Raw genomic sequence first — 17,155 nt, 5'->3', positions numbered from 1 at the left:
GCACGCTAACAACTGCCGGGGCCCGGAGAACGGCCGTCTCAGCGGACGGGCGGCACCGACACCGCCATGATCATCTCCATCGGCGCGTCACCCTCGTTGCCGTACGTGTGCGGGGTGTCGGACTCGAAGGAGGCGCTCGCGCCGGTCGGCACCCGGTGGGTCACCCCGTCGACGGTGAGGGCGAGTTCGCCCGACGTGACGTGCACCAGCTCGACCGTGCCGGCGGGGTGCGGGTCGGAGAGGCTGTGCTCGCCCGGCATCAGCCGCCACTCCCACATCTCCAGCGGGCCGGGCGCCTCCACCCCGGCGAGGAGCCGGCTGAAGCTGCCCGCGTCGGTGTGCCAGAGGCGTACGGCCTGTTCGGCGGGGACGACGCGGACCGTGGGGCCCTGCTCCCAGTCGAGCAGGGTGGTGATGCTGACGCCGAGGGCGTCGCCGATCTTCACGACGGTGCCGAGGCTGGGGTTGGTGCGCGCCTGCTCGATCTGGATGAGCATGCCGCGGCTGACCCCGGCGCGCGCCGCGAGCGCCTCCAGGGTGAAACCGCGCTCGGTGCGCCAGCGCCTGACGTTGCGCGCCAGGGACTGGGTCAGCAGGTCGAGGTCCGCCACGTTCCGTCCAGGGACTCGTTCAGGTACGTACATTGATGTGCATGACGTGGTACTTCAGACTGAACTGCGGTCTGCCGCACCCGAAGGTCCACGGAACTGTACTGCGGGCCGACCGGACCGTGACAGCGCGCTCGGCCGACACCCTCCAGGTCGCTCCTCAGCCCTCCGCGGCCGGTTCCGCGAGCCTGCCCGGCGTCCGCTGCGGATCTGCGTCCAACGCGGCGAGACGGGCCACCGCCTCGTCGTCCAGCTTCGACAGCTCCCGCAGCTGCCCCGGCGTGATCCCGTCGGGGATCGGCACCGGAGCCGGGGTCCTGAGCGGCGGCTGCCAGCCCTCGGCGGGTGTCCAGCGCCGTACGACACGGGCGGGGGCGCCCGCCACCACGGCGTGGTCGGGGACCGTGCCCCGGACCACGGCACCGGCGGCCACGACCACGTTCCGCCCGATCCGCGCGCCGGGCAGGATCACCGCGCCGGTGCCGATCCAGCAGCCGGGGCCGATCTCCACCGGGTCCATCCGCGGCCACTGCTTGCCGATGGGCTGGTGCGGGTCGTCGTAGGAGTGGTTGGTGGAGGTGACGTAGACGTACGGGCCGACGTAGCAGTCGCTGCCGATGGTGACGGTGGTGTCCGCGATGACGTGGCTGCCGCGGCCGAGGACGACCCCGTCGCCGATGCGCAGGATCGGTTCGGGGCCGAGGTCGAGGTCGGGCATGAGCCCGGCGGTCAGCGTGACCTGCTCGCCGATGATGCAGTGGGCGCCGACGTGGATCCAGGGCTCGCCGAAGACCGTGCCGAGCGGGAAGGCCAGCCGAGTGCCCGTGCCCAGCGCGCCGAAGCGGAACCGCCCGGGGTGCGCGGCGGTGACGGAACCGGTGCGCTGCGCCCAGGCCCAGCCCGCGTGGACGGCCCGCTGCGCGAGGCGGCTCCGCCAGGACGAGAACGTGTTCTTGCGGTGGGGCACCCGCTCACGGTAGTCCGCGCGCGCCGCGCGCAGGTCCGCACCGTGCTGTGATCTTCACCCCACCGGGTGACGTACGGTGCCGTACAACACCCGAGCAGGAGGCGAAGATGACGCAGCAGGCGCTGATCACGGGCATCGGTGGCAAGGACCCGAAGGTGGACGCGGAGGCCTTCGTGGCGCCGACGGCCTCGGTCGTCGGGGACGTGACGCTGCACGCCGGGGCGAGCGTCTGGTACGGCGCGGTGCTGCGCGGCGACGTCGAGCGGATCTCCGTGGGCGCGAGCAGCAACGTCCAGGACAACTGCACGCTCCACGCCGACCCCGGCTTCCCCGTCACCGTCGGCGAGCGCGTCTCCATCGGGCACAACGCCGTGGTGCACGGCGCCACCGTCGAGGACGACTGCCTGATCGGCATGGGTGCCACGGTCCTCAACGGCGCGGTGATCGGCGCGGGTTCACTGGTCGCGGCCCAGGCGCTGGTCCCGCAGGGGATGCGGGTGCCGCCGGGGTCGCTGGTCGCGGGGGTACCGGCGAAGGTGAAGCGGGAGCTGACGGAGGAGGAGCGTCAGGGGGTCACGCTGAACGGCACGATGTACGCGGCGCTGGCCGGGCGGCATCGGGACGCGGTGGGAGAGGTTCTGTGATCGGCCGATCGCGGGTTCGTCGCGGGTTCGCCGTGGTGGCTCGCGCCCACGCGGCGGAGCCGCACATCGGCACAGCCCCGCGCCCCTGCGGGGCGCCTCACTCCCCGGCGGTCGCAGGCTCGGGCTCCGGCCGGGCCCTGCCCGCCCTGCGCTTGACGATCAGCATCGAGGCGACACCGATCAGGACCGCCACCACCAGGCCCAGCCAGGAGAAGCGCTTGAGCCAGTCCTCCGCGACGACGCCGACGTAGTAGATGACGGCGGTGGTGCCGCCCGCCCAGACGATGCCGCCGAGGACGTTGGCGATCAGGAACTTCCAGTACGGCATCCGCAGCACACCGGCCAGCGGGCCCGCGAAGATTCGCAGCAGGGCGACGAAGCGGCCGAAGAACACGGCCCACATGCCCCACTTCTGGAAGGACCGCTCGGCGGTGGCGACGTGCCCCTCGCTGAAGTGCTTGGGGAATTTTCCGCCCAGCCAGGCCAGCAGCGGCCGGCCGCCCTTGCGGCCGATGGCGTAGCCGATGGAGTCGCCGATCACCGCGCCCGCGCTGGCGCAGGCGCCGAGGACCAGCGGGTCGATCCCGCCGTGCTGCGACGACAGCAGGGCCGCCGACACCAGGATGATCTCGCCGGGCAACGGGATGCCCAGGCTCTCCAGACCGATGACCAGCGCGACGACGGCGTAGACGGCCGCCGCGGGCACCGTGTCGAGCCATTCCTGGACGTGCAACGCCCCATCCTCCGCTTCGCGTACCTGTTCCCCGGTGCGCCTCGTTCGAGGCGCACCGGGAAGCGTACCGGGTCGGCGGGGGTCAGCCGTTGGGGCGCAGGGTCCATATGACGGTCATCTCACCGGTGACGGCTCCGTCCTCGCGCCGGATGGCGACGCTCACCGGGAATTCGGGCCGGCTGCCGGCGTCCAGTTCGGCGACGACGTCCGCGGCGGGGCGGCCGAGTGTCGCGGTGGCGGTGACCGGGCCGAGGGCGATCTTCTTGAAGGCGATCTCCGCGGTGACCGGCAGCGGCACCGCCCGGGAGAGCTGGTCGCCGAAGGCGGCCAGCACGATCGCGCCGCTGGCCGACTCGCCCAGCGTGAACATGGCTCCGGCGTGCGGTCCGCCGACGTGGTTGCGGTACTCGCTCTGGTCCGGGAGGGCCAGGACGGCCTTCTCCGGGGTGGTCTCCAGGTACTCGAGGTTCAGGGTCCGGACCATCGGCACCGTGGCGGCGAGCAACTCGCCGATCGACATCTGATCTGCGCTCATGACGGCAGGTTACCCGTGAGTAGCATCCAGGGCCAGGGACCCGGGAAGATCGCCGTATGCTGGGCGCCCATGTGGCCAGGAGAGCAGTCGTCCGCCGGCGGACCGGACCCGCGGCAGCCCAACCCGTACCGGCAGCCCGGCCACCAGCAGCAGCCGCCGTACGCGGGGCAGCAGCGGCCCGCCCCCTGGAACGCGCCCACGGTCACCTCCGGCGGTCCGGCGGGACGGGGGCCAGGCAACGGCCGTACGAAGGTGGTCGCGGTCGTCGTCGCCGCGGTCGTGGTGGTCGCCGCCGCCGTGACCGGGGCCGTCCTCCTGGGCGGGGGCGGGGACGACGAGGCCCGGCCCGGCCCCGCCTCCTCCTCCGCGGCGGCCTCCTCCCCGGCCGCGTCCGCCGCCGACGACCCGCGCGGCGGTGACGACTCCCCGAAGCCCACCGTCGAGGGCTGGACCGTCGTGGCCGACCCCGACCGCGGCATCGCCTTCGACGTACCGGCGTCCTGGGTACCGCAGTCGCGCGACTGGGTCACCTACGTCGCGGAGGACGACGACCCCGACGAGAAGCCCCTGGTCGCCATGAAGGCCCCCGCCGTGCTCAAGGAGAAGTGGTGCGCGTCGGACGACGACCGGGACGGCTCGGTCGACCACACGCCCCTGGCCAGTGCGGGCACCCGCGGCAACAACGGCGCCCGGAGCACCGAGGAGATCGCCCGCACCGACTCCGCGACCTGGGTCTACGGGGCCTTCACCCAGCCGGACCGGGACAAGGTCGCCACCGGACCGGTGACGTCGTTCACCACCGCCTCCGGCATCGAGGGCAGCGTGGCCACCTCCCGGTCGTCCGGGGTGGCGAAGAAGGACAAGTGCGACGTGAACGGCAAGGCGACCACCTTCGCCTTCACGTCCGCCGACGGCGACTTCGTCTCGTGGTCGTTCTTCGGCGCGGCGGACGTCGCCGACGAGGTGCCCGACGCCACGGTCCGCGAAATCCTCGCCACCGTCAGGGAGTACACCCCGTCGCAGTCCTGAGCTCCGCCGTTTCGGTACGTCCCTGACAAGGCCCGGTGACCGAATCGTGTCCTGGGCGGCATTAGGGTGACTGCTCATGTGGCCAGGACAGCAGCCGCCCGGGGGCGAGCAGAACCCGCAGAACAATCCGTACCAGCAGCCGGGGTACCAGCAGCCGAATCCGTATCAGCAGCCCGGCTACCAGCAGCAGCCCGGGGCGTACGGGCAGCAGCAGTGGAGCACGCCGCAGCCGGCCACCGTTCCGCAGCCTGCGACGGGCGGCGGTGGCGGTGGCGGCAACCGGACGAAGCTGGTCGCGATCGTCGCGTCCCTCGCCGTGGTGGTGGCCGCGGGCGTCACCGGGTTCCTGGTGCTCGGCGGTGACAAGGACGACCAGGCGGACGACGGCAAGGACAAGAAGACGTCCGCGAGCCCGACCGCGGAGAAGTCCGAGTCCCCCACCGCCGACCCGAGCGCGTCGGGCTCCGACGAGAACCCGCGCGGGGGCGAGGGCGCGAAGGCGACCGTCGACGGCTGGAAGGTCGTCGCCAATCCGCGCTTCGGCACCATGTTCGACGTGCCCGCGGACTGGGAGATCGACAGCACCGACACCAGCGTCGGCTTCGAGTGGGAGGAGGACGGCAAGACCGACCGCACCACCGTCACCGCCCCGGCCTACCTGAAGTCCGAGTGGTGCACGACCGACGAGAACAAGGACGGCCGCAAGGAGAGCACCGCCCTCGCCACCATGGGCACCCGGGGCGAGAGCGGCGCCAAGACCACCGACCAGGCGGCCGAGACGCGGGTGCCGTGGTGGATCTACGGCGGTTTCACCGAGCCGGACAAGAAGAGCGTGAAGTACGGCAAGCCGAAGGCGTACACCACCGCGTCGGGCATCAAGGGGAGTGTCATCACGGCGCACTCGGAGGGCGCTCCCAAGAAGGGCAAGTGCGACACCGAGGGCAAGGCGATCACCTTCGCGTTCAAGAACAGCGCGGGCGACTTCGTCACCTGGAACCTGTACGGCGCCAAGGGCGTCAAGGACGAGGTCCCCGAGGCGACGATCCAGAAGATCCTCAGCACCGTGCGCCTCACCGAGGAACCGCCGACCGAGTCGTAGCGCCCCCGTCCCACGGGGCTCGTACGTCGCTCAGCCGATGCCGAACGCCCCGGCGGGCGGCTCGGGCGACGGTACGGCGTCCTCGTCGCGCACCGGACGGGCGTCGCCGACGAAGTCCCGCAGGGCGGGCCCGTGCTCGACCCTGGCCGGGAAGGCGTCGGCGGCGGTGCGCCGGGCCAGGGCCGCGGTGTCCAGCGGCCGGTGCGCGGCGACCAGCACCGCGTTGCCGAAGCGGCGCCCGCGCAGCACGCCCGGTTCGGCGATCAGCGCCAGTTCCTGGAAGAAGGCCGCGAATCCGGCCAGTTGGCCGCGCAGGAAGCCGAACGGCGCCCCGTCGGCCAGGTTGGCGACGTACACGCCGTCGGCGCGCAGGACGCGGGCCGCCTCGCGCACGTAGCCGACGGACGTCAGGTGCGCGGGCACCCGTGAGCCGCCGAAGACGTCGGCGACCAGCACGTCGGCCGAGTCCGCGGGCGCGGCCGCGAGCCAGGCGCGGGCATCGGCGCCGTGCGCGGTGACGCCCGCGTCCGGTGGCAGCGGAAGGTGCTCGGCGACCAGGTCGAGGAGCCCCCGGTCGGCCTCCACGACGTGCTGCCGCGAGCCGGGCCGGGTCGCGGCCACGTACCGAGGCAGGGTGAACGCGCCGCCGCCCAGGTGCAGGACGTCCAGCGCACGCCCCGGCTCGGCGGCCGTGTCCAGAACGTGGCCGAGCCGGCGCGTGTACTCGAACTCCAGGTGCGCCGGCTCGTCCAGGTCGACGTACGACTGCGGCGCCCCGTCGACGGTGAGCAGCCAGGCCCGTTCCCGGTCGACGTCGGGCATGAGCTTGGCGGTGCCGTGGTCGGTGACGCGGCTGACGGGTATGGCTTCGTTCACCTGCCCATTGTGCCAAGCACCGGTCTCATCCGACGGCGGTCACGGTCCCCGCCCCCACGGTGCGGCCGCCCTCGCGGATCGCGAAGCCGAGCCCCGTCTCCAGGGGCACGTCCCGCCCCAGCTCGACCGTCATGGTGACGGTGTCCCCGGGCCGGGCGACGGCCACCTCGCCGAGGTCCACGTCGCCGACCACGTCCGCGGTGCGGAGGTAGAACTGCGGCCGGTAGCCGGTGGTCAGCGGCGTGGAGCGGCCGCCCTCGCGCGTCGACAGCACGTACACCCGCGCGGTGAAGCGGCGCGCGGGCACCACGCTGCCGGGTGCGGCGACCACGTGTCCACGGCGCACGGTGTCGCGGGCGACTCCGCGCAGCAGCAGCGCCACGTTGTCCCCGGCCTGCGCCTCCTCCATCGGCTTGCCGAAGGTCTCCAGGCCGGTGACGACCGTCTCGACGGACGCGCCGAGCACCTCGACCCGGTCGCCGACGCGCACGGTGCCGCGCTCGACGGCGCCGGTGACGACGGTGCCGCGGCCGGTGATGGTGAGCACGTTCTCCACCGGCAGCAGGAACGGCGCGTCCAGGTACCGCTCGGGCATGGGCACGTACGTGTCCACGGCGTCGAGCAGCGCCTCGACGGACGCCGTCCACCGCGGGTCGCCCTCCAGGGCCTTGAGCCCCGAGACCCGTACGACGGGCACGGCGTCGCCGCCGTAGCCGTGCGCGCTGAGCAGTTCGCGGACCTCCAGCTCGACCAGGTCGGTCAGCACCGTGTCCTCGCCGTCCTCGGCGGCGTCGGCCTTGTTGAGCGCGACCACGATGTGGTCGACGCCCACCTGCCGGGCGAGCAGCACGTGTTCGGCGGTCTGCGGCATGATCCCGTCCAGCGCCGAGACGACGAGGATGGCCCCGTCGAGCTGGGCGGCGCCGGTGACCATGTTCTTGACGTAGTCGGCGTGGCCGGGCATGTCGACGTGCGCGTAGTGCCGGGTGTCGGTCTCGTACTCGACGTGCGCGATGTTGATGGTGATGCCGCGCGCCGCCTCCTCCGGGGCACGGTCGATGCGGTCGAAGGGCACGAACGTGCCGGCCCCGCGCTCGGCGAGGACCTTGGTGATGGCGGCGGTCAGGGTGGTCTTGCCGTGGTCGACATGGCCCATCGTGCCGATGTTCAGATGCGGTTTGGTGCGGACGTACGCCGTCTTGGACATGGCGGTACCTCGAAGCCTCGTGGCGGTGGTGGGGACCCCTGGGGCCGGCCGACCCTCCCCCTGCGGGGTCCGCCGGACGATCCGGGGAGGGTCAGCTTCGGGCGCCGTCGACTGCGGCGGTGAAGTGGGCGACGGCAGCCTTCGGGGCATCCGCGACCGCGGATGCTGCGAGGTGGAAGGCGTACCGGAACATGACGCCGATCATTGCCGACGCTTCGTCCCGCGTCGAATGGTTTTTACCGGAACGGGAGTTCGACGTCCCGCCGTCGGACGCGCTACGGGCCGATGGTCCGCAGCGCCTCGCGGACGGACAGCGGTGCGAGGCCGGTCCGGTGCTCGGCCACGAAGGCGCGCACGGCGTCCGGATCGGTCTTGGCGTACTCGCGCAGGCACCAGCCGACGGCCTTGCGGACGAAGAAGTCGCCGTGGTCCGACCGGCGCACGCAGTAGCCGAAGAGGCGGTCGGTGTCGGTGCGTTCCCTGTAGCGCAACTGGTGGAGGAGCGCCGCGCGGACCAGCCAGAGGTCCTCGTCCCCGATCCAGGCGTCCATGTCGGCCGTGAGGCCGCGGTCGGCGGCGACCAGGCCCCCGACGACATGCGCGGCGAGCAGGTCGACGGTGTCCCACCAGGGGACCGTGGTGAGCAGATACCGGGCCACGGGCAGGAAACCGGACGAGCAGTGCGTCACATACCGGCGCAGGTAGTCGACGGCGAAGTAGTGGTACTCGCGCTCGGGCAGCCGCCAGCAGCGCAGCGCGACCGCGGCGCAGTCCGACTCGTCCGGGCGGGGCACGCCCGCCAGCACCGTGCGGGACAGCGAGCGGCGAACGGGCGAGGTCAGGCCCAGGAACGGGGCCACGTCCTTCATGTACGCCCGCTGCCCGGCGGCCCGCCCGGCGTCGGCCGCGGCGGGGTACTCGACGATGAGCCGCTCCAGTACCGTGTCGGCGAGGGCGCTGTGCGGCGCGTCCGGAATCGGCCGGGCTGTGACGCTCATGAGACGCACCATACGGCGATCACACACATGTGTCGGTTAGTGTCACCGGATGCTCGATGCCACCACCCGCTCTGGGGGCACCGCCACGGTCTCTCCCCGGGCCGCCGCCGAACTCGCCGTCGCCACCGCCGCCGGACCGGTCGCGCCGGCCGGCTTCGCCGCACGTGTGACGAGAGTGCTGCTGTCGCCGTGGTCGCGGCTCTCCCTGCTCGTCGCCCTGCTGGCCTCGGCCGCGACGACTGTGGTGCTCTTCCAGCCGCAGCAGTTGCTGACCGACGGCTGGCCGCCGCAGCTCGGGGGTGCGGCGGCGGCCCTCGCGTACGCGGTGGCGTACGGACTGTGCACGGTCGCCTTCGTGCCGCGCCCGCTGCTCAACCTGGCGGCCGGCGCCCTGTTCGGCTCGCAGCTGGGGCTGGCCTCCGCGCTGGCGGGGACGGTGCTCGGCGCCGGGATCGCCTTCTGTCTGGGCCGGGTACTCGGCCAGGAGGCACTGCGGCCGCTGCTGCGGGGCAAGTGGCTCAAGGCCGCGGACGGGCAGCTCAGCCGGCACGGCTTCCGCTCGATGCTGGCGGCGCGGCTGTTCCCCGGGGTGCCGTTTGCCGCCGCCAACTACTGCGCCGCCGTGTCCCGGATGGGCCTGCTGCCCTTCCTGCTGGCGACGGGGCTCGGCTCGATCCCCAACACCGCCGCCTACGTCGTCGCGGGCGCCCGCGCCTCGACGCCGACCTCTCCCGCCTTCCTGATCGCGCTGGCCTGCATCGCCCTGCCGGGCCTCGCGGGCGTGGTGGTGGCCTGGCGCAAGCGGCACCGGCTGCGCGGGCACTGACGGGGCGTTGCACCGCTTCCGGGATCCGGTCGGCGCCGGTCTCCTGCCGCCGGGCCGGCACGACGCCGGTGGGCATCGGCAGCGGGTCGGTCCTGATGACGCTCGTGGCGTCCCCGGCTGGACGGTGCCGGGCCCCGCGGTGGCGCAGGGGCCTGCTCACCCCCGTCGTCCCGGGTTCATTTCGGGGCGCTACGCTGCCCCTCGGCACGCCAGGTCCCGATCACCGCACGCGACGGTTCGGCGTGTCCGCCGACCGTTTCTCGCCGTTCCCCGATCGCCGCTTGGACTGACGTAACTCCATGTCTTGGTTTGAATCCCTCGTCCTCGGACTCGTCCAGGGACTGACCGAGTTCCTCCCCGTTTCCTCCAGCGCGCACCTGCGGCTGACCGCGGCGTTCTCCGGCTGGCACGACCCGGGCGCGGCCTTCACGGCGATCACCCAGATCGGCACCGAGGCCGCGGTGCTCATCTACTTCCGCAAGGACATCGGGCGGATCATCGCGGCGTGGACCCGCTCGCTCACCGACAAGTCGATGCGGCACAACCCCGACGCGCGCATGGGCTGGCTGGTGATCGTCGGCTCGATCCCGATCGGTGTGCTCGGCCTGACGCTGAAGGACCAGATCGAGGGCCCCTTCCGCGACCTGCGGATCACCGCGACGATGCTGATCGTCGTCGGCGTCGTCATCGGCATCGCCGACCGGATGGCCGCCCGGGACGAGAAGGGCGGCCGGCACCGCGCGCCGCAGCAGCGCAAGGAACTGGAGAACCTGGGCGTGCGGGACGGCCTGATCTACGGCCTGTGCCAGGCGGCGGCCCTCATCCCCGGCGTCTCCCGCTCCGGCGCGACCATCAGCGGCGGCCTCTTCATGGGCTACCGGCGCGAGGCCGCCGCGCGGTACTCGTTCCTGCTCGCGATCCCGGCGGTGCTCGCCTCCGGCGTCTTCGAGCTGAAGGACGCGATGGAGAGCGACCACGTCTCCTGGGGACCGACGCTCTTCGCCACGGTCATCGCCTTCGCCACCGGGTACGTGGTCATCGCCTGGTTCATGAAGTTCATCTCCACCAAGAGCTTCATGCCGTTCGTCTGGTACCGCATCGCGCTCGGCATCGTCATCATCGCCCTGGTCGCGACGGGTGCCCTCAGCCCGCACGCCGCGGAGTCCTCCGGCTGAGACGATCCGCTTGTGTAGCCGTGCGGTAGCGCAGTGTCAGTGCTTGCCCCTAGGCTTGTCCGCATGTCCCCCGATTACGTGACCCCTGGTTCCGTGCGGTCCGCCGCGGAACTGAACGAGCAGATCCGCGCCCTGTGGCGGCGTGCGGGCGGGACCCTGTCCGCGCAGGAGCGTGTGGAGTACGAGCTGCTGGTGGTCGAGTGGGCGACCGCGATCCGCGGCCAGGTCATCGAGGCGGCCTGAGCGGCGGACCACCCCACGCCGCCCCACCGCCCGGCCCCCGCCCCGCCCCCTTGGCCCCGTCAGCGCCCGCCCGCCACCCGGAGCACGGTCCCCGTCGTGTACGACGCCTGGGGTGACAGCAGCCAGGAGATCGCCGCGGCGATCTCCTCCGCCCGGCCCGCGCGCCCCAGCGGCACCGCCGCCCCCATCCGCTCCGCCCGCCCGGCGTCGCCCGCCGCCGCGTGCATCTCGGTGTCGATCACCCCGGGTGCGACGGCGTTGACCCGGACCCCGTCCGGGCCGAGCTCCTTGGCCAGGCCCAGCGTCAGCGCGTCGACGCCCGCCTTGCTCGCCGCGTAGTGCACGTACTCCCCCGGGCTGCCGAGGGTCGCGGCGCCCGACGACACGTTCACGATCGCACCGCTCCCGCGCGGCGTCATCAGCCGCGCCGCCCGCCGGGCGCACAGCAGCACGCCCAGCAGGTTGACGTCGAGGACCCGGCGCAGATCGGCGGTGTCGCTGTCGGCGAGCCGCCCCAGCGGGCCGGTCACGGCCGCGTTGTTCACCAGCCCCGTGACCGGGCCCAGCCGCTCCTCCGCCACGTCGAAGAGCCGCTCGACGTCGGCCTCCACGGACGTGTCCGCGCGCACCGCGACCCCGCGGCCGCCCGCGTCGCGCACCCCCGACACGACCGTTTCGGCGGCCGCGGAGTCTCGCGCGTAGCCCACGACGACGTCGTGGCCGTCCGCCGCCAGGCGCAGACAGGTCGCCGCCCCGATCCCCCTGCTGCCGCCGGTGACCACCGTGATGGGCCGTGTCATGAGCTACCTCCAGGCTTTGATCGATCATCGATCATCCTAGGTGAGGCCTCAGGCGCTGGACAGGCTTCGGGGTGACGGACTGACGGACACGGACTTCGGTGTGATCAACTGAATTCGCACCCCGTCGCGTGCGCACACTGTAGGGATCACCGGGTAGGGATCATCGGTAGAGAGGAGCCCATGAAGACGCTCGACCACTGGCTCGCCTCCCCGTGGCGGCGCTCGGCCGTCGCCGTGCTCGCCGGGGCCCTGCCCGTGCTCGCCTTCCCGGGCCCGGCCCTGTGGTGGTGGGCCTGGTTCGCGCTGGTCCCCTGGATCCTGCTGGCCCGGACCGCGCCGGGCGGCAGGCGCGCGGCGTACGACGGGTGGTGCGGCGGGTTCGGGTTCGTGCTGGCCATGCACCACTGGCTGCTGCCGAACCTGCACGTGTTCACGTTCGTCATCGCCGCGCTGCTCGGCGCGCTGTGGGTCCCGTGGGGCTGGCTGGTGCGCCGGACGCTGGGCGGGGCGCCGTCCGCCGGCCGGGTCGCGGCGGCCCTGGTGGTGCTGCCGTCGGGCTGGCTGCTGGCGGAGCTGGTCCGCTCCTGGCAGGGGCTCGGCGGTCCCTGGGGGATGCTCGGCGCCAGCCAGTGGCAGGTGGCTCCGGCGCTGCGGCTGGCCTCGGTGGGCGGCGTGTGGCTGCTCAGCTTCCTGGTCGTGGCCGTCAACGTCGCGCTCGCCGTCCTCGTCGCCGTGCGCCGGGCGAGGGTGCCGGCCCTGGCGGGGCTCCTCGCCACGGCCGCGGCCACCTCGGCGGCCTGGGTCTGGTCGCCGCGCCCCGACACCGACGAGCGGGCCGCGATCGCCGTGGTGCAGCCGGGCGTCGTCGCCGGGGCGGACAGCGCCGACCGGCGGTTCGACCGCGAGGAGCAGCTGACCCGGCGGCTCACGGACCGGGACCTCGACCTGATCGTCTGGGGCGAGAGCAGCGTCGGATTCGACCTGGACGACCGGCCGGACCTCGCCCGGCGGCTCGCCGCGCTGTCCCGGGAGACCGGCGCGGACATCCTGGTCAACGTGGACGCGCGGCGCTCCGACAAACCCGGCATCTACAAGAGTTCGGTGCTCGTCGGCCCCCAGGGCCCGACCGGCGACCGGTACGACAAGATGCGGCTCGTTCCCTTCGGGGAGTACGTGCCGTTCCGCTCGGTGCTCGGCTGGGCCACCTCCGTGGGCAAGGCGGCGGGCGAGGACCGCAGGCAGGGCACCGAGCAGGTGGTGATGGACGTCGGCGACGGCCTGCGGATCGGGCCGATGGTCTGCTTCGAGAGCGCGTTCCCCGACATGAGCCGCAGTCTCGTCGCCGACGGTGCCGAGGTGCTGGTCGCCCAGTCCTCGACCTCGACCTTCCAGCACACCTGGGCACCCGAGCAGCACGCCTCGCTGGCCGCGCTGCGTGCCGCCGAGACCGGCCGGCCGATGGTGCACGCGACGCTGACCGGCGTCTCCGCCGTCTACGACGCGAACGGCGCGCGGATCGGCTCCTGGCTCGGCACCGACGCGAGCACCTCGCGGGTGTACGAGATCCCCCTCACCCACGGCACCACGCCGTACGTCCGCTACGGCGACTGGACGGTGTACGCGGCGCTGCTCACCCTCGCGGCCTGGGGCGCCGCCGAGGGTGTACGGACGGTGCGGCTCAGGCGGAGCGGTCGAGCACGGCCCGCACCACGCGCTCGCACAGCTCATGGGTCTCCAGCGCGTCCCGGGCGCTGAGCACCTTGCCGGAGCGCACCGCGTCGAGGAAGGCGAGCACCGCCTGCTCGATGCCGCGCTGACGGGCCACGGGGACCCAGTCGCCGCGCCGCCGCACGGTGGGCTGGCCCTTGTGGTCGATCACCTCGGCGAGGTTGACCACCTGGCGCTTGGTGTCCTGGCCGGAGACCTCCAGGATCTCCTCCGCCGAGCCGCTGAGCCGGTTCATCACACCGAGCGCGGTGAAGCCGTCCCCGGCGAGCTGGAGCACCACGTGGTGGAGCAGGCCGTCCTCGGCACGGGCGCGCACGGTCACGTCGTCGACCGGTCCCGGCACCAGGAACCTCAGGGTGTCGACGACGTGGATGAAGTCGTCGAGGATCATCGTGCGCGGGTCCTCGGGCAGTCCGGTGCGGTTCTTCTGCATGAGGATCAGCTCGCGCGGGTGCTCGGCGCACTGCGCGTACCCGGGGGCGTGGCGCCGGTTGAAGCCGACGGCGAGGCTGGTGCCGCGCTCCTCGGCGAGGGTCACCAGGCGTGCGGAGTCGGCGAGTTCGTAGGCGAGGGGCTTGTCGACGTAGGTGGGGACGCCGGCTTCGAGGAGCCGGGTCACGATCTCGGGGTGGGCGGCGGTCGGCGCGTGCACGAAGGCGGCGTCCAGTCCCTGGGCGAGGAGCGCGTCGAGGTCGGCGTGGCGCTGCGCCGGCGGGATGCGCAGCCGGTCCGCGACCCGGGTGAGGGTGGCGGGGGTGCGGGTCTGCAGGTGCGGTTCGATCCCGGGGAGGGCGGCGAGCACCGGCAGGTAGGCCTTCTGCGCGATGTCGCCGAGTCCGATGCAGCCGACCTTCACGGGATGTACTCCTCTAACGCTCGTAACGCTCGCCGACCTGGGTCCGCCGGGAAGCATACGGGGGCTGCGGTGGCCGCCAGTCGGCGATGCCGTCGAAGCCGCGCAGGAACAGGGCGGGTCCGGCCTTGGACAGGGCGAGGATCGCGGCGTCGCGGACCGCGGTCCCGGCGCGGTTGCCCATCAGGTTGAGGCGGGCGACCTTGACGGCCCGCCGGGCGATCGCGGTGGTGCGGGGCAGCCGGGCGGCCGTGTAGGCGGCGAGGTCCTGGCTGTGGTGGGCGAGCACGATGGCGTCCTCGATGGCCTGGTTGCCGCCCTGGCCGAGGTTGGGCGGCATGGCGTGCGCGGCGTCCCCGAGGAGGGCGACCCGGCCGCGGTGGTAGGCCGGCAGCGGTTCGGCGAGGTGGTGCACGTCGTGGCGCAGGACGTCCTCGGGGCGGGCGGCCGCGAGGACGGCGGGGACGGGATGGTGCCAGTCGCCGTAGCGGTGCAGCAGTTCGGCCTTCTCGTCGGCCGCGTGTCCGCCGGCCGGGGTGACGGCGGCGGCGTAGGCGTAGACCCGGCCGTCCCCCAGCGGGTGCGTGCCCCAGATGCGGCCCCGGCCCCAGGTCTCGTGGGAGGCGAACTCGGCGCCGGGGACCGGGATCACGATCCGCCAGGTGGTGAAGCCGGAGTAGACGGGCCCCGGGTGGTCCGGGAAGAGCGCGCGGCGCGCGACGGAGTGGATGCCGTCGGCCGCGACGACCAGGTCGGCCTCCAGTTCGCCGTCCGGCGTGCGGACCGTCGCCGGACGGTCGCGGTTCCCGGGGTCGGCGACCATCGCGTCGGCGGCCGTGCGGACGGCGTCCGGCGGCAGCAGCGCGGCGAGGCGCTCGACGAGGGTGGACCGGTGCAGCAGCACCAGCGGACCGCCGAAGCGTGCCGCGGCGGCCTCGGCGCTGGTCCGGGAGAGCCAGCGGCCGCCGGGGGTGCGCAGTCCCCCGTCGCCCTGCCAGGCGGCGAGGTCGCGGATCTCCTCGCCGAGTCCGATCACGTCCAGGGCGCGCAGGGCGTTGGGCGACAGCGAGATGGCCGCGCCGATCGGCCGGAGCGAGGGTGCCCGCTCCAGGACGGTGACCCGCAGGCCGCTCTGGTGCAGGGCGGCCGCCGCGGTCAGGCCGCCGATGCCGCCGCCGATCACGACGGCCGTCTTCGTGCGGGTCATGACTCTCCTCGGCACTTCCTCGACGCATGGCTCACTACAGGTGTAGTAGCACTCGCCGTCGACTGTACTACAGCCGTAGTGAGCCGGGTAGGTTGATCTCCATGTCCGCACACACCGCGTCCCCCGGACCCTCGGCGGGCGCCTCCCGCGCCGACCTGGTCGCCGACGCCGCCCTGGCCCTGCTCGCCGAGCGCGGGATGCGCGGGCTCACGCACCGGGCGGTCGACGAGACGGCCGCGCTCCCCCAGGGCTCCACCTCCAACGTCGCGCGGACCCGGCAGGCGCTGCTGGAGCTGGCGGTGCGGCGGCTGGCCGACCGGGAGGCCCGGGTGCTGGCGCTGCACGAGATGCCGGACCCGCGCGCCGGCCTCGACGCCCTGGTGGACGCGCTGGCGCTGGCGACACACCGCGCCCTGACCCGCAACCGCGCGCTGACGCTGGCCCGGTACGAACTGGCGCTGGAGGCCACCCGCCGCCCCGAGCTGCGGGCGCACTTCGACACGGCGGGCGCCCGCTTCCGGGAGCAGCTGGGCGCCCTCGTCACCGCGATGGGCTCGGCCGAACCGGCCCGGCACGTGCTCTCGCTGGTCGCCTGGGCGGACGGCCTGATGTTCAGCTGCGTGGCCGGGACCTTCCACGCCGAGGTGCCGAGCCTCCAGGAGGTGCGGTCGGGGCTGCGGGAGCTCCTGGACGGCATGCTGGGCGGCGGGCCGGACAGCTGAAACCCCCTGGTGGGACCGGCCCGTTCTGGGCGAGGATGCCGGGATGACGACCGAACGCCGTGAACCCCCCGTCGACGCCGACGAACGCGCGATGCTGGAGGGCTGGCTCGAGTACCACCGGCAGACCCTCGCCTGGAAGTGCGAGGGACTCACCGACGAGCAGTTGAGGACGGCCGCCGTGGCACCGTCGACGCTGTCCCTGATGGGACTCGTCCGGCACATGGCGGAGGTGGAGCGCAGCTGGTACCGCAGGGTGCTGGCGGCCGAGGACGCGGGCCCGATCTACTACTCCGACGAGGATCCGGACGGCGAGTTCCGGCTCACCGAGGCGGACACCTTCGCTCAGGCCCACGCCACCTGGCAGGCCGAGATCGAGGCGGCCCGCCGGAACGCGGCCGGCGTCCCCCTGGACGAACCGACCCGGGGCAAGCACCTGCGCACCGGCGAGCGCTACACCCTGCGCTGGATCCACACCCACATGATCGAGGAGTACGCCCGCCACAACGGACACGCGGACCTTCTCCGCGAGCGGCTGGACGGAGCCACGGGCGACTGACGTCACCCCCGGGCGCCCACGGGCCTCCGTACGGGGCCGGAGATCACCCGTGCGGGGCAACCTCCGCCCGTCCGGCGCCGGCCGGGGCGCCCGAACCAGCAGAGTGGCGCGGGTGCATCGAACGACGACCACCGCAACGCTTCTGGTGACCGTGGCTGTCTCGGCCCTGACCGGCTGTACGACGGTCAGGGGTCCGGCCGCGGCCGACCCGTCGGCGGGCGGGGCCCGCTCGTCCGCGCCGCGCCCGGACGGCCCGGCCGAGCCCCGGGTCGTCCAGGCCCCGGCCCGGGAGGCGCTGGAGATGATCGGCCCCTCTCCGAGCCCGGAGCGCGCCGGCGGGGAACCGCGC

19 protein-coding genes and 1 pseudogene are annotated in these 17,155 nt (G+C 73.4%); 10 read left to right on the top strand and 10 right to left on the bottom strand.

The window, feature by feature from the left end; translation table 11 throughout:
* Positions 1-38: 38 nt before the first annotated feature.
* Positions 39-611 (bottom strand): helix-turn-helix domain-containing protein, encoded by a 573-nt coding sequence (locus BZZ08_RS17215; RefSeq protein ID WP_198601539.1) that lies wholly within the window; start codon positions 609-611, stop codon positions 39-41.
* 157 nt (positions 612-768) lie between these two features.
* Positions 769-1,575 carry an acyltransferase gene (locus tag BZZ08_RS17210; protein ID WP_104633116.1) on the bottom strand — a complete coding sequence of 269 codons (807 nt, stop codon included), beginning with the start codon at positions 1,573-1,575 and terminating at the stop codon, positions 769-771.
* 107 nt (positions 1,576-1,682) lie between these two features.
* Between BZZ08_RS17210 and BZZ08_RS17205 the strand changes: the two genes are divergently transcribed.
* The gene (locus BZZ08_RS17205) at positions 1,683-2,219 is read left to right on the top strand and encodes a gamma carbonic anhydrase family protein (protein WP_104633115.1); all 537 of its coding nucleotides are present in this window, start codon (positions 1,683-1,685) and stop codon (positions 2,217-2,219) included.
* Between the two features lie 97 nt (positions 2,220-2,316).
* Here BZZ08_RS17205 and BZZ08_RS17200 read toward each other — a convergent pair whose 3' ends face one another.
* Both BZZ08_RS17200 and BZZ08_RS17195 read right to left on the bottom strand, forming a co-directional pair.
* The gene (locus BZZ08_RS17200; RefSeq protein WP_104633114.1) at positions 2,317-2,952 is read right to left on the bottom strand and encodes a DedA family protein; all 636 of its coding nucleotides are present in this window, start codon (positions 2,950-2,952) and stop codon (positions 2,317-2,319) included.
* Between the two features lie 82 nt (positions 2,953-3,034).
* Complete coding sequence (locus tag BZZ08_RS17195; RefSeq protein ID WP_064726772.1) at positions 3,035-3,472, bottom strand: DUF4442 domain-containing protein; 438 nt, start codon at positions 3,470-3,472, stop codon at positions 3,035-3,037.
* An 84-nt stretch (positions 3,473-3,556) separates the two neighbouring features.
* Here BZZ08_RS17195 and BZZ08_RS17190 point away from each other — a divergent pair, with 84 nt between their 5' ends.
* On the top strand, positions 3,557-4,516 hold the full coding sequence (locus BZZ08_RS17190) for a hypothetical protein (RefSeq protein ID WP_104633113.1): 960 nt from the start codon (positions 3,557-3,559) through the stop codon (positions 4,514-4,516).
* A gap of 76 nt (positions 4,517-4,592) precedes the next feature.
* Positions 4,593-5,615, top strand: coding sequence for a hypothetical protein (locus BZZ08_RS17185; RefSeq protein WP_104633112.1), 1,023 nt, complete (start codon positions 4,593-4,595; stop codon positions 5,613-5,615).
* Positions 5,616-5,645: 30 nt separating this feature from the next.
* Here the strand turns inward: BZZ08_RS17185 and BZZ08_RS17180 are convergent, their stop codons facing one another.
* From BZZ08_RS17180 to BZZ08_RS17170, 3 genes are all read right to left on the bottom strand, one after another.
* Positions 5,646-6,491, bottom strand: a complete 846-nt coding sequence (locus tag BZZ08_RS17180; protein WP_104633111.1) for a spermidine synthase — start codon at positions 6,489-6,491, stop codon at positions 5,646-5,648.
* 25 nt (positions 6,492-6,516) lie between these two features.
* Positions 6,517-7,698, bottom strand: coding sequence for an elongation factor Tu (gene tuf / locus BZZ08_RS17175; RefSeq protein WP_104633110.1), 1,182 nt, complete (start codon positions 7,696-7,698; stop codon positions 6,517-6,519).
* Positions 7,699-7,973: 275 nt separating this feature from the next.
* Entirely contained in the window at positions 7,974-8,696 is a 723-nt protein-coding gene (locus tag BZZ08_RS17170) for a DNA alkylation repair protein (RefSeq protein ID WP_104633109.1), read from the bottom strand.
* 49 nt (positions 8,697-8,745) lie between these two features.
* Here BZZ08_RS17170 and BZZ08_RS17165 point away from each other — a divergent pair, with 49 nt between their 5' ends.
* The 3 genes from BZZ08_RS17165 to BZZ08_RS17155 all read left to right on the top strand — a co-directional run bounded on the left by BZZ08_RS17165 (position 8,746) and on the right by BZZ08_RS17155 (position 10,940).
* Positions 8,746-9,522, top strand: a complete 777-nt coding sequence (locus tag BZZ08_RS17165) for a TVP38/TMEM64 family protein (protein WP_104633108.1) — start codon at positions 8,746-8,748, stop codon at positions 9,520-9,522.
* A 299-nt stretch (positions 9,523-9,821) separates the two neighbouring features.
* A complete protein-coding gene (locus BZZ08_RS17160) occupies positions 9,822-10,697 on the top strand; it encodes an undecaprenyl-diphosphate phosphatase (RefSeq protein WP_104633107.1) in 876 nt (291 codons plus the stop codon).
* A gap of 63 nt (positions 10,698-10,760) precedes the next feature.
* The gene (locus BZZ08_RS17155; RefSeq protein ID WP_104633106.1) at positions 10,761-10,940 is read left to right on the top strand and encodes a hypothetical protein; all 180 of its coding nucleotides are present in this window, start codon (positions 10,761-10,763) and stop codon (positions 10,938-10,940) included.
* A 59-nt stretch (positions 10,941-10,999) separates the two neighbouring features.
* On the opposite strand, the gene BZZ08_RS17150 is transcribed toward BZZ08_RS17155, so the two are convergent.
* Positions 11,000-11,740: an SDR family oxidoreductase gene (locus BZZ08_RS17150; protein WP_104633105.1), complete on the bottom strand. Its 741-nt coding sequence runs from the start codon at positions 11,738-11,740 to the stop codon at positions 11,000-11,002.
* A gap of 180 nt (positions 11,741-11,920) precedes the next feature.
* Here BZZ08_RS17150 and lnt point away from each other — a divergent pair, with 180 nt between their 5' ends.
* Positions 11,921-13,495 carry an apolipoprotein N-acyltransferase gene (lnt, locus tag BZZ08_RS17145; RefSeq protein ID WP_104633104.1) on the top strand — a complete coding sequence of 525 codons (1,575 nt, stop codon included), beginning with the start codon at positions 11,921-11,923 and terminating at the stop codon, positions 13,493-13,495.
* Here lnt and BZZ08_RS17140 read toward each other — a convergent pair.
* Positions 13,419-14,324, bottom strand: coding sequence for a Gfo/Idh/MocA family protein (locus tag BZZ08_RS17140; RefSeq protein WP_104633103.1), 906 nt, complete (start codon positions 14,322-14,324; stop codon positions 13,419-13,421). The genes lnt and BZZ08_RS17140 overlap by 77 nt on opposite strands.
* A 13-nt stretch (positions 14,325-14,337) precedes the next feature.
* Positions 14,338-15,528 (bottom strand): FAD-dependent monooxygenase, encoded by a 1,191-nt coding sequence (locus BZZ08_RS17135; protein WP_104633102.1) that lies wholly within the window; start codon positions 15,526-15,528, stop codon positions 14,338-14,340.
* A gap of 101 nt (positions 15,529-15,629) precedes the next feature.
* Between BZZ08_RS17135 and BZZ08_RS17130 the strand changes: the two genes are divergently transcribed.
* From BZZ08_RS17130 to BZZ08_RS39180, 3 genes and pseudogenes are all read left to right on the top strand, one after another.
* Positions 15,630-16,250, top strand: coding sequence for a TetR/AcrR family transcriptional regulator (locus BZZ08_RS17130; protein WP_104633101.1), 621 nt, complete (start codon positions 15,630-15,632; stop codon positions 16,248-16,250).
* 43 nt (positions 16,251-16,293) lie between these two features.
* Positions 16,294-16,806 (top strand): DinB family protein, encoded by a 513-nt coding sequence (locus tag BZZ08_RS17125; protein ID WP_104633100.1) that lies wholly within the window; start codon positions 16,294-16,296, stop codon positions 16,804-16,806.
* Between the two features lie 103 nt (positions 16,807-16,909).
* A pseudogene (locus BZZ08_RS39180) lies at positions 16,910-17,155 on the top strand (hypothetical protein); the annotation flags it as partial.

The sequence above is a fragment of the Streptomyces sp. MH60 genome (genome assembly GCF_002939385.1).
GTDB lineage: Bacteria > Actinomycetota > Actinomycetes > Streptomycetales > Streptomycetaceae > Streptomyces.
Note: the sequence above shows the minus strand (reverse complement) of the source record. Positions and strands in the feature narration are given on the sequence as shown.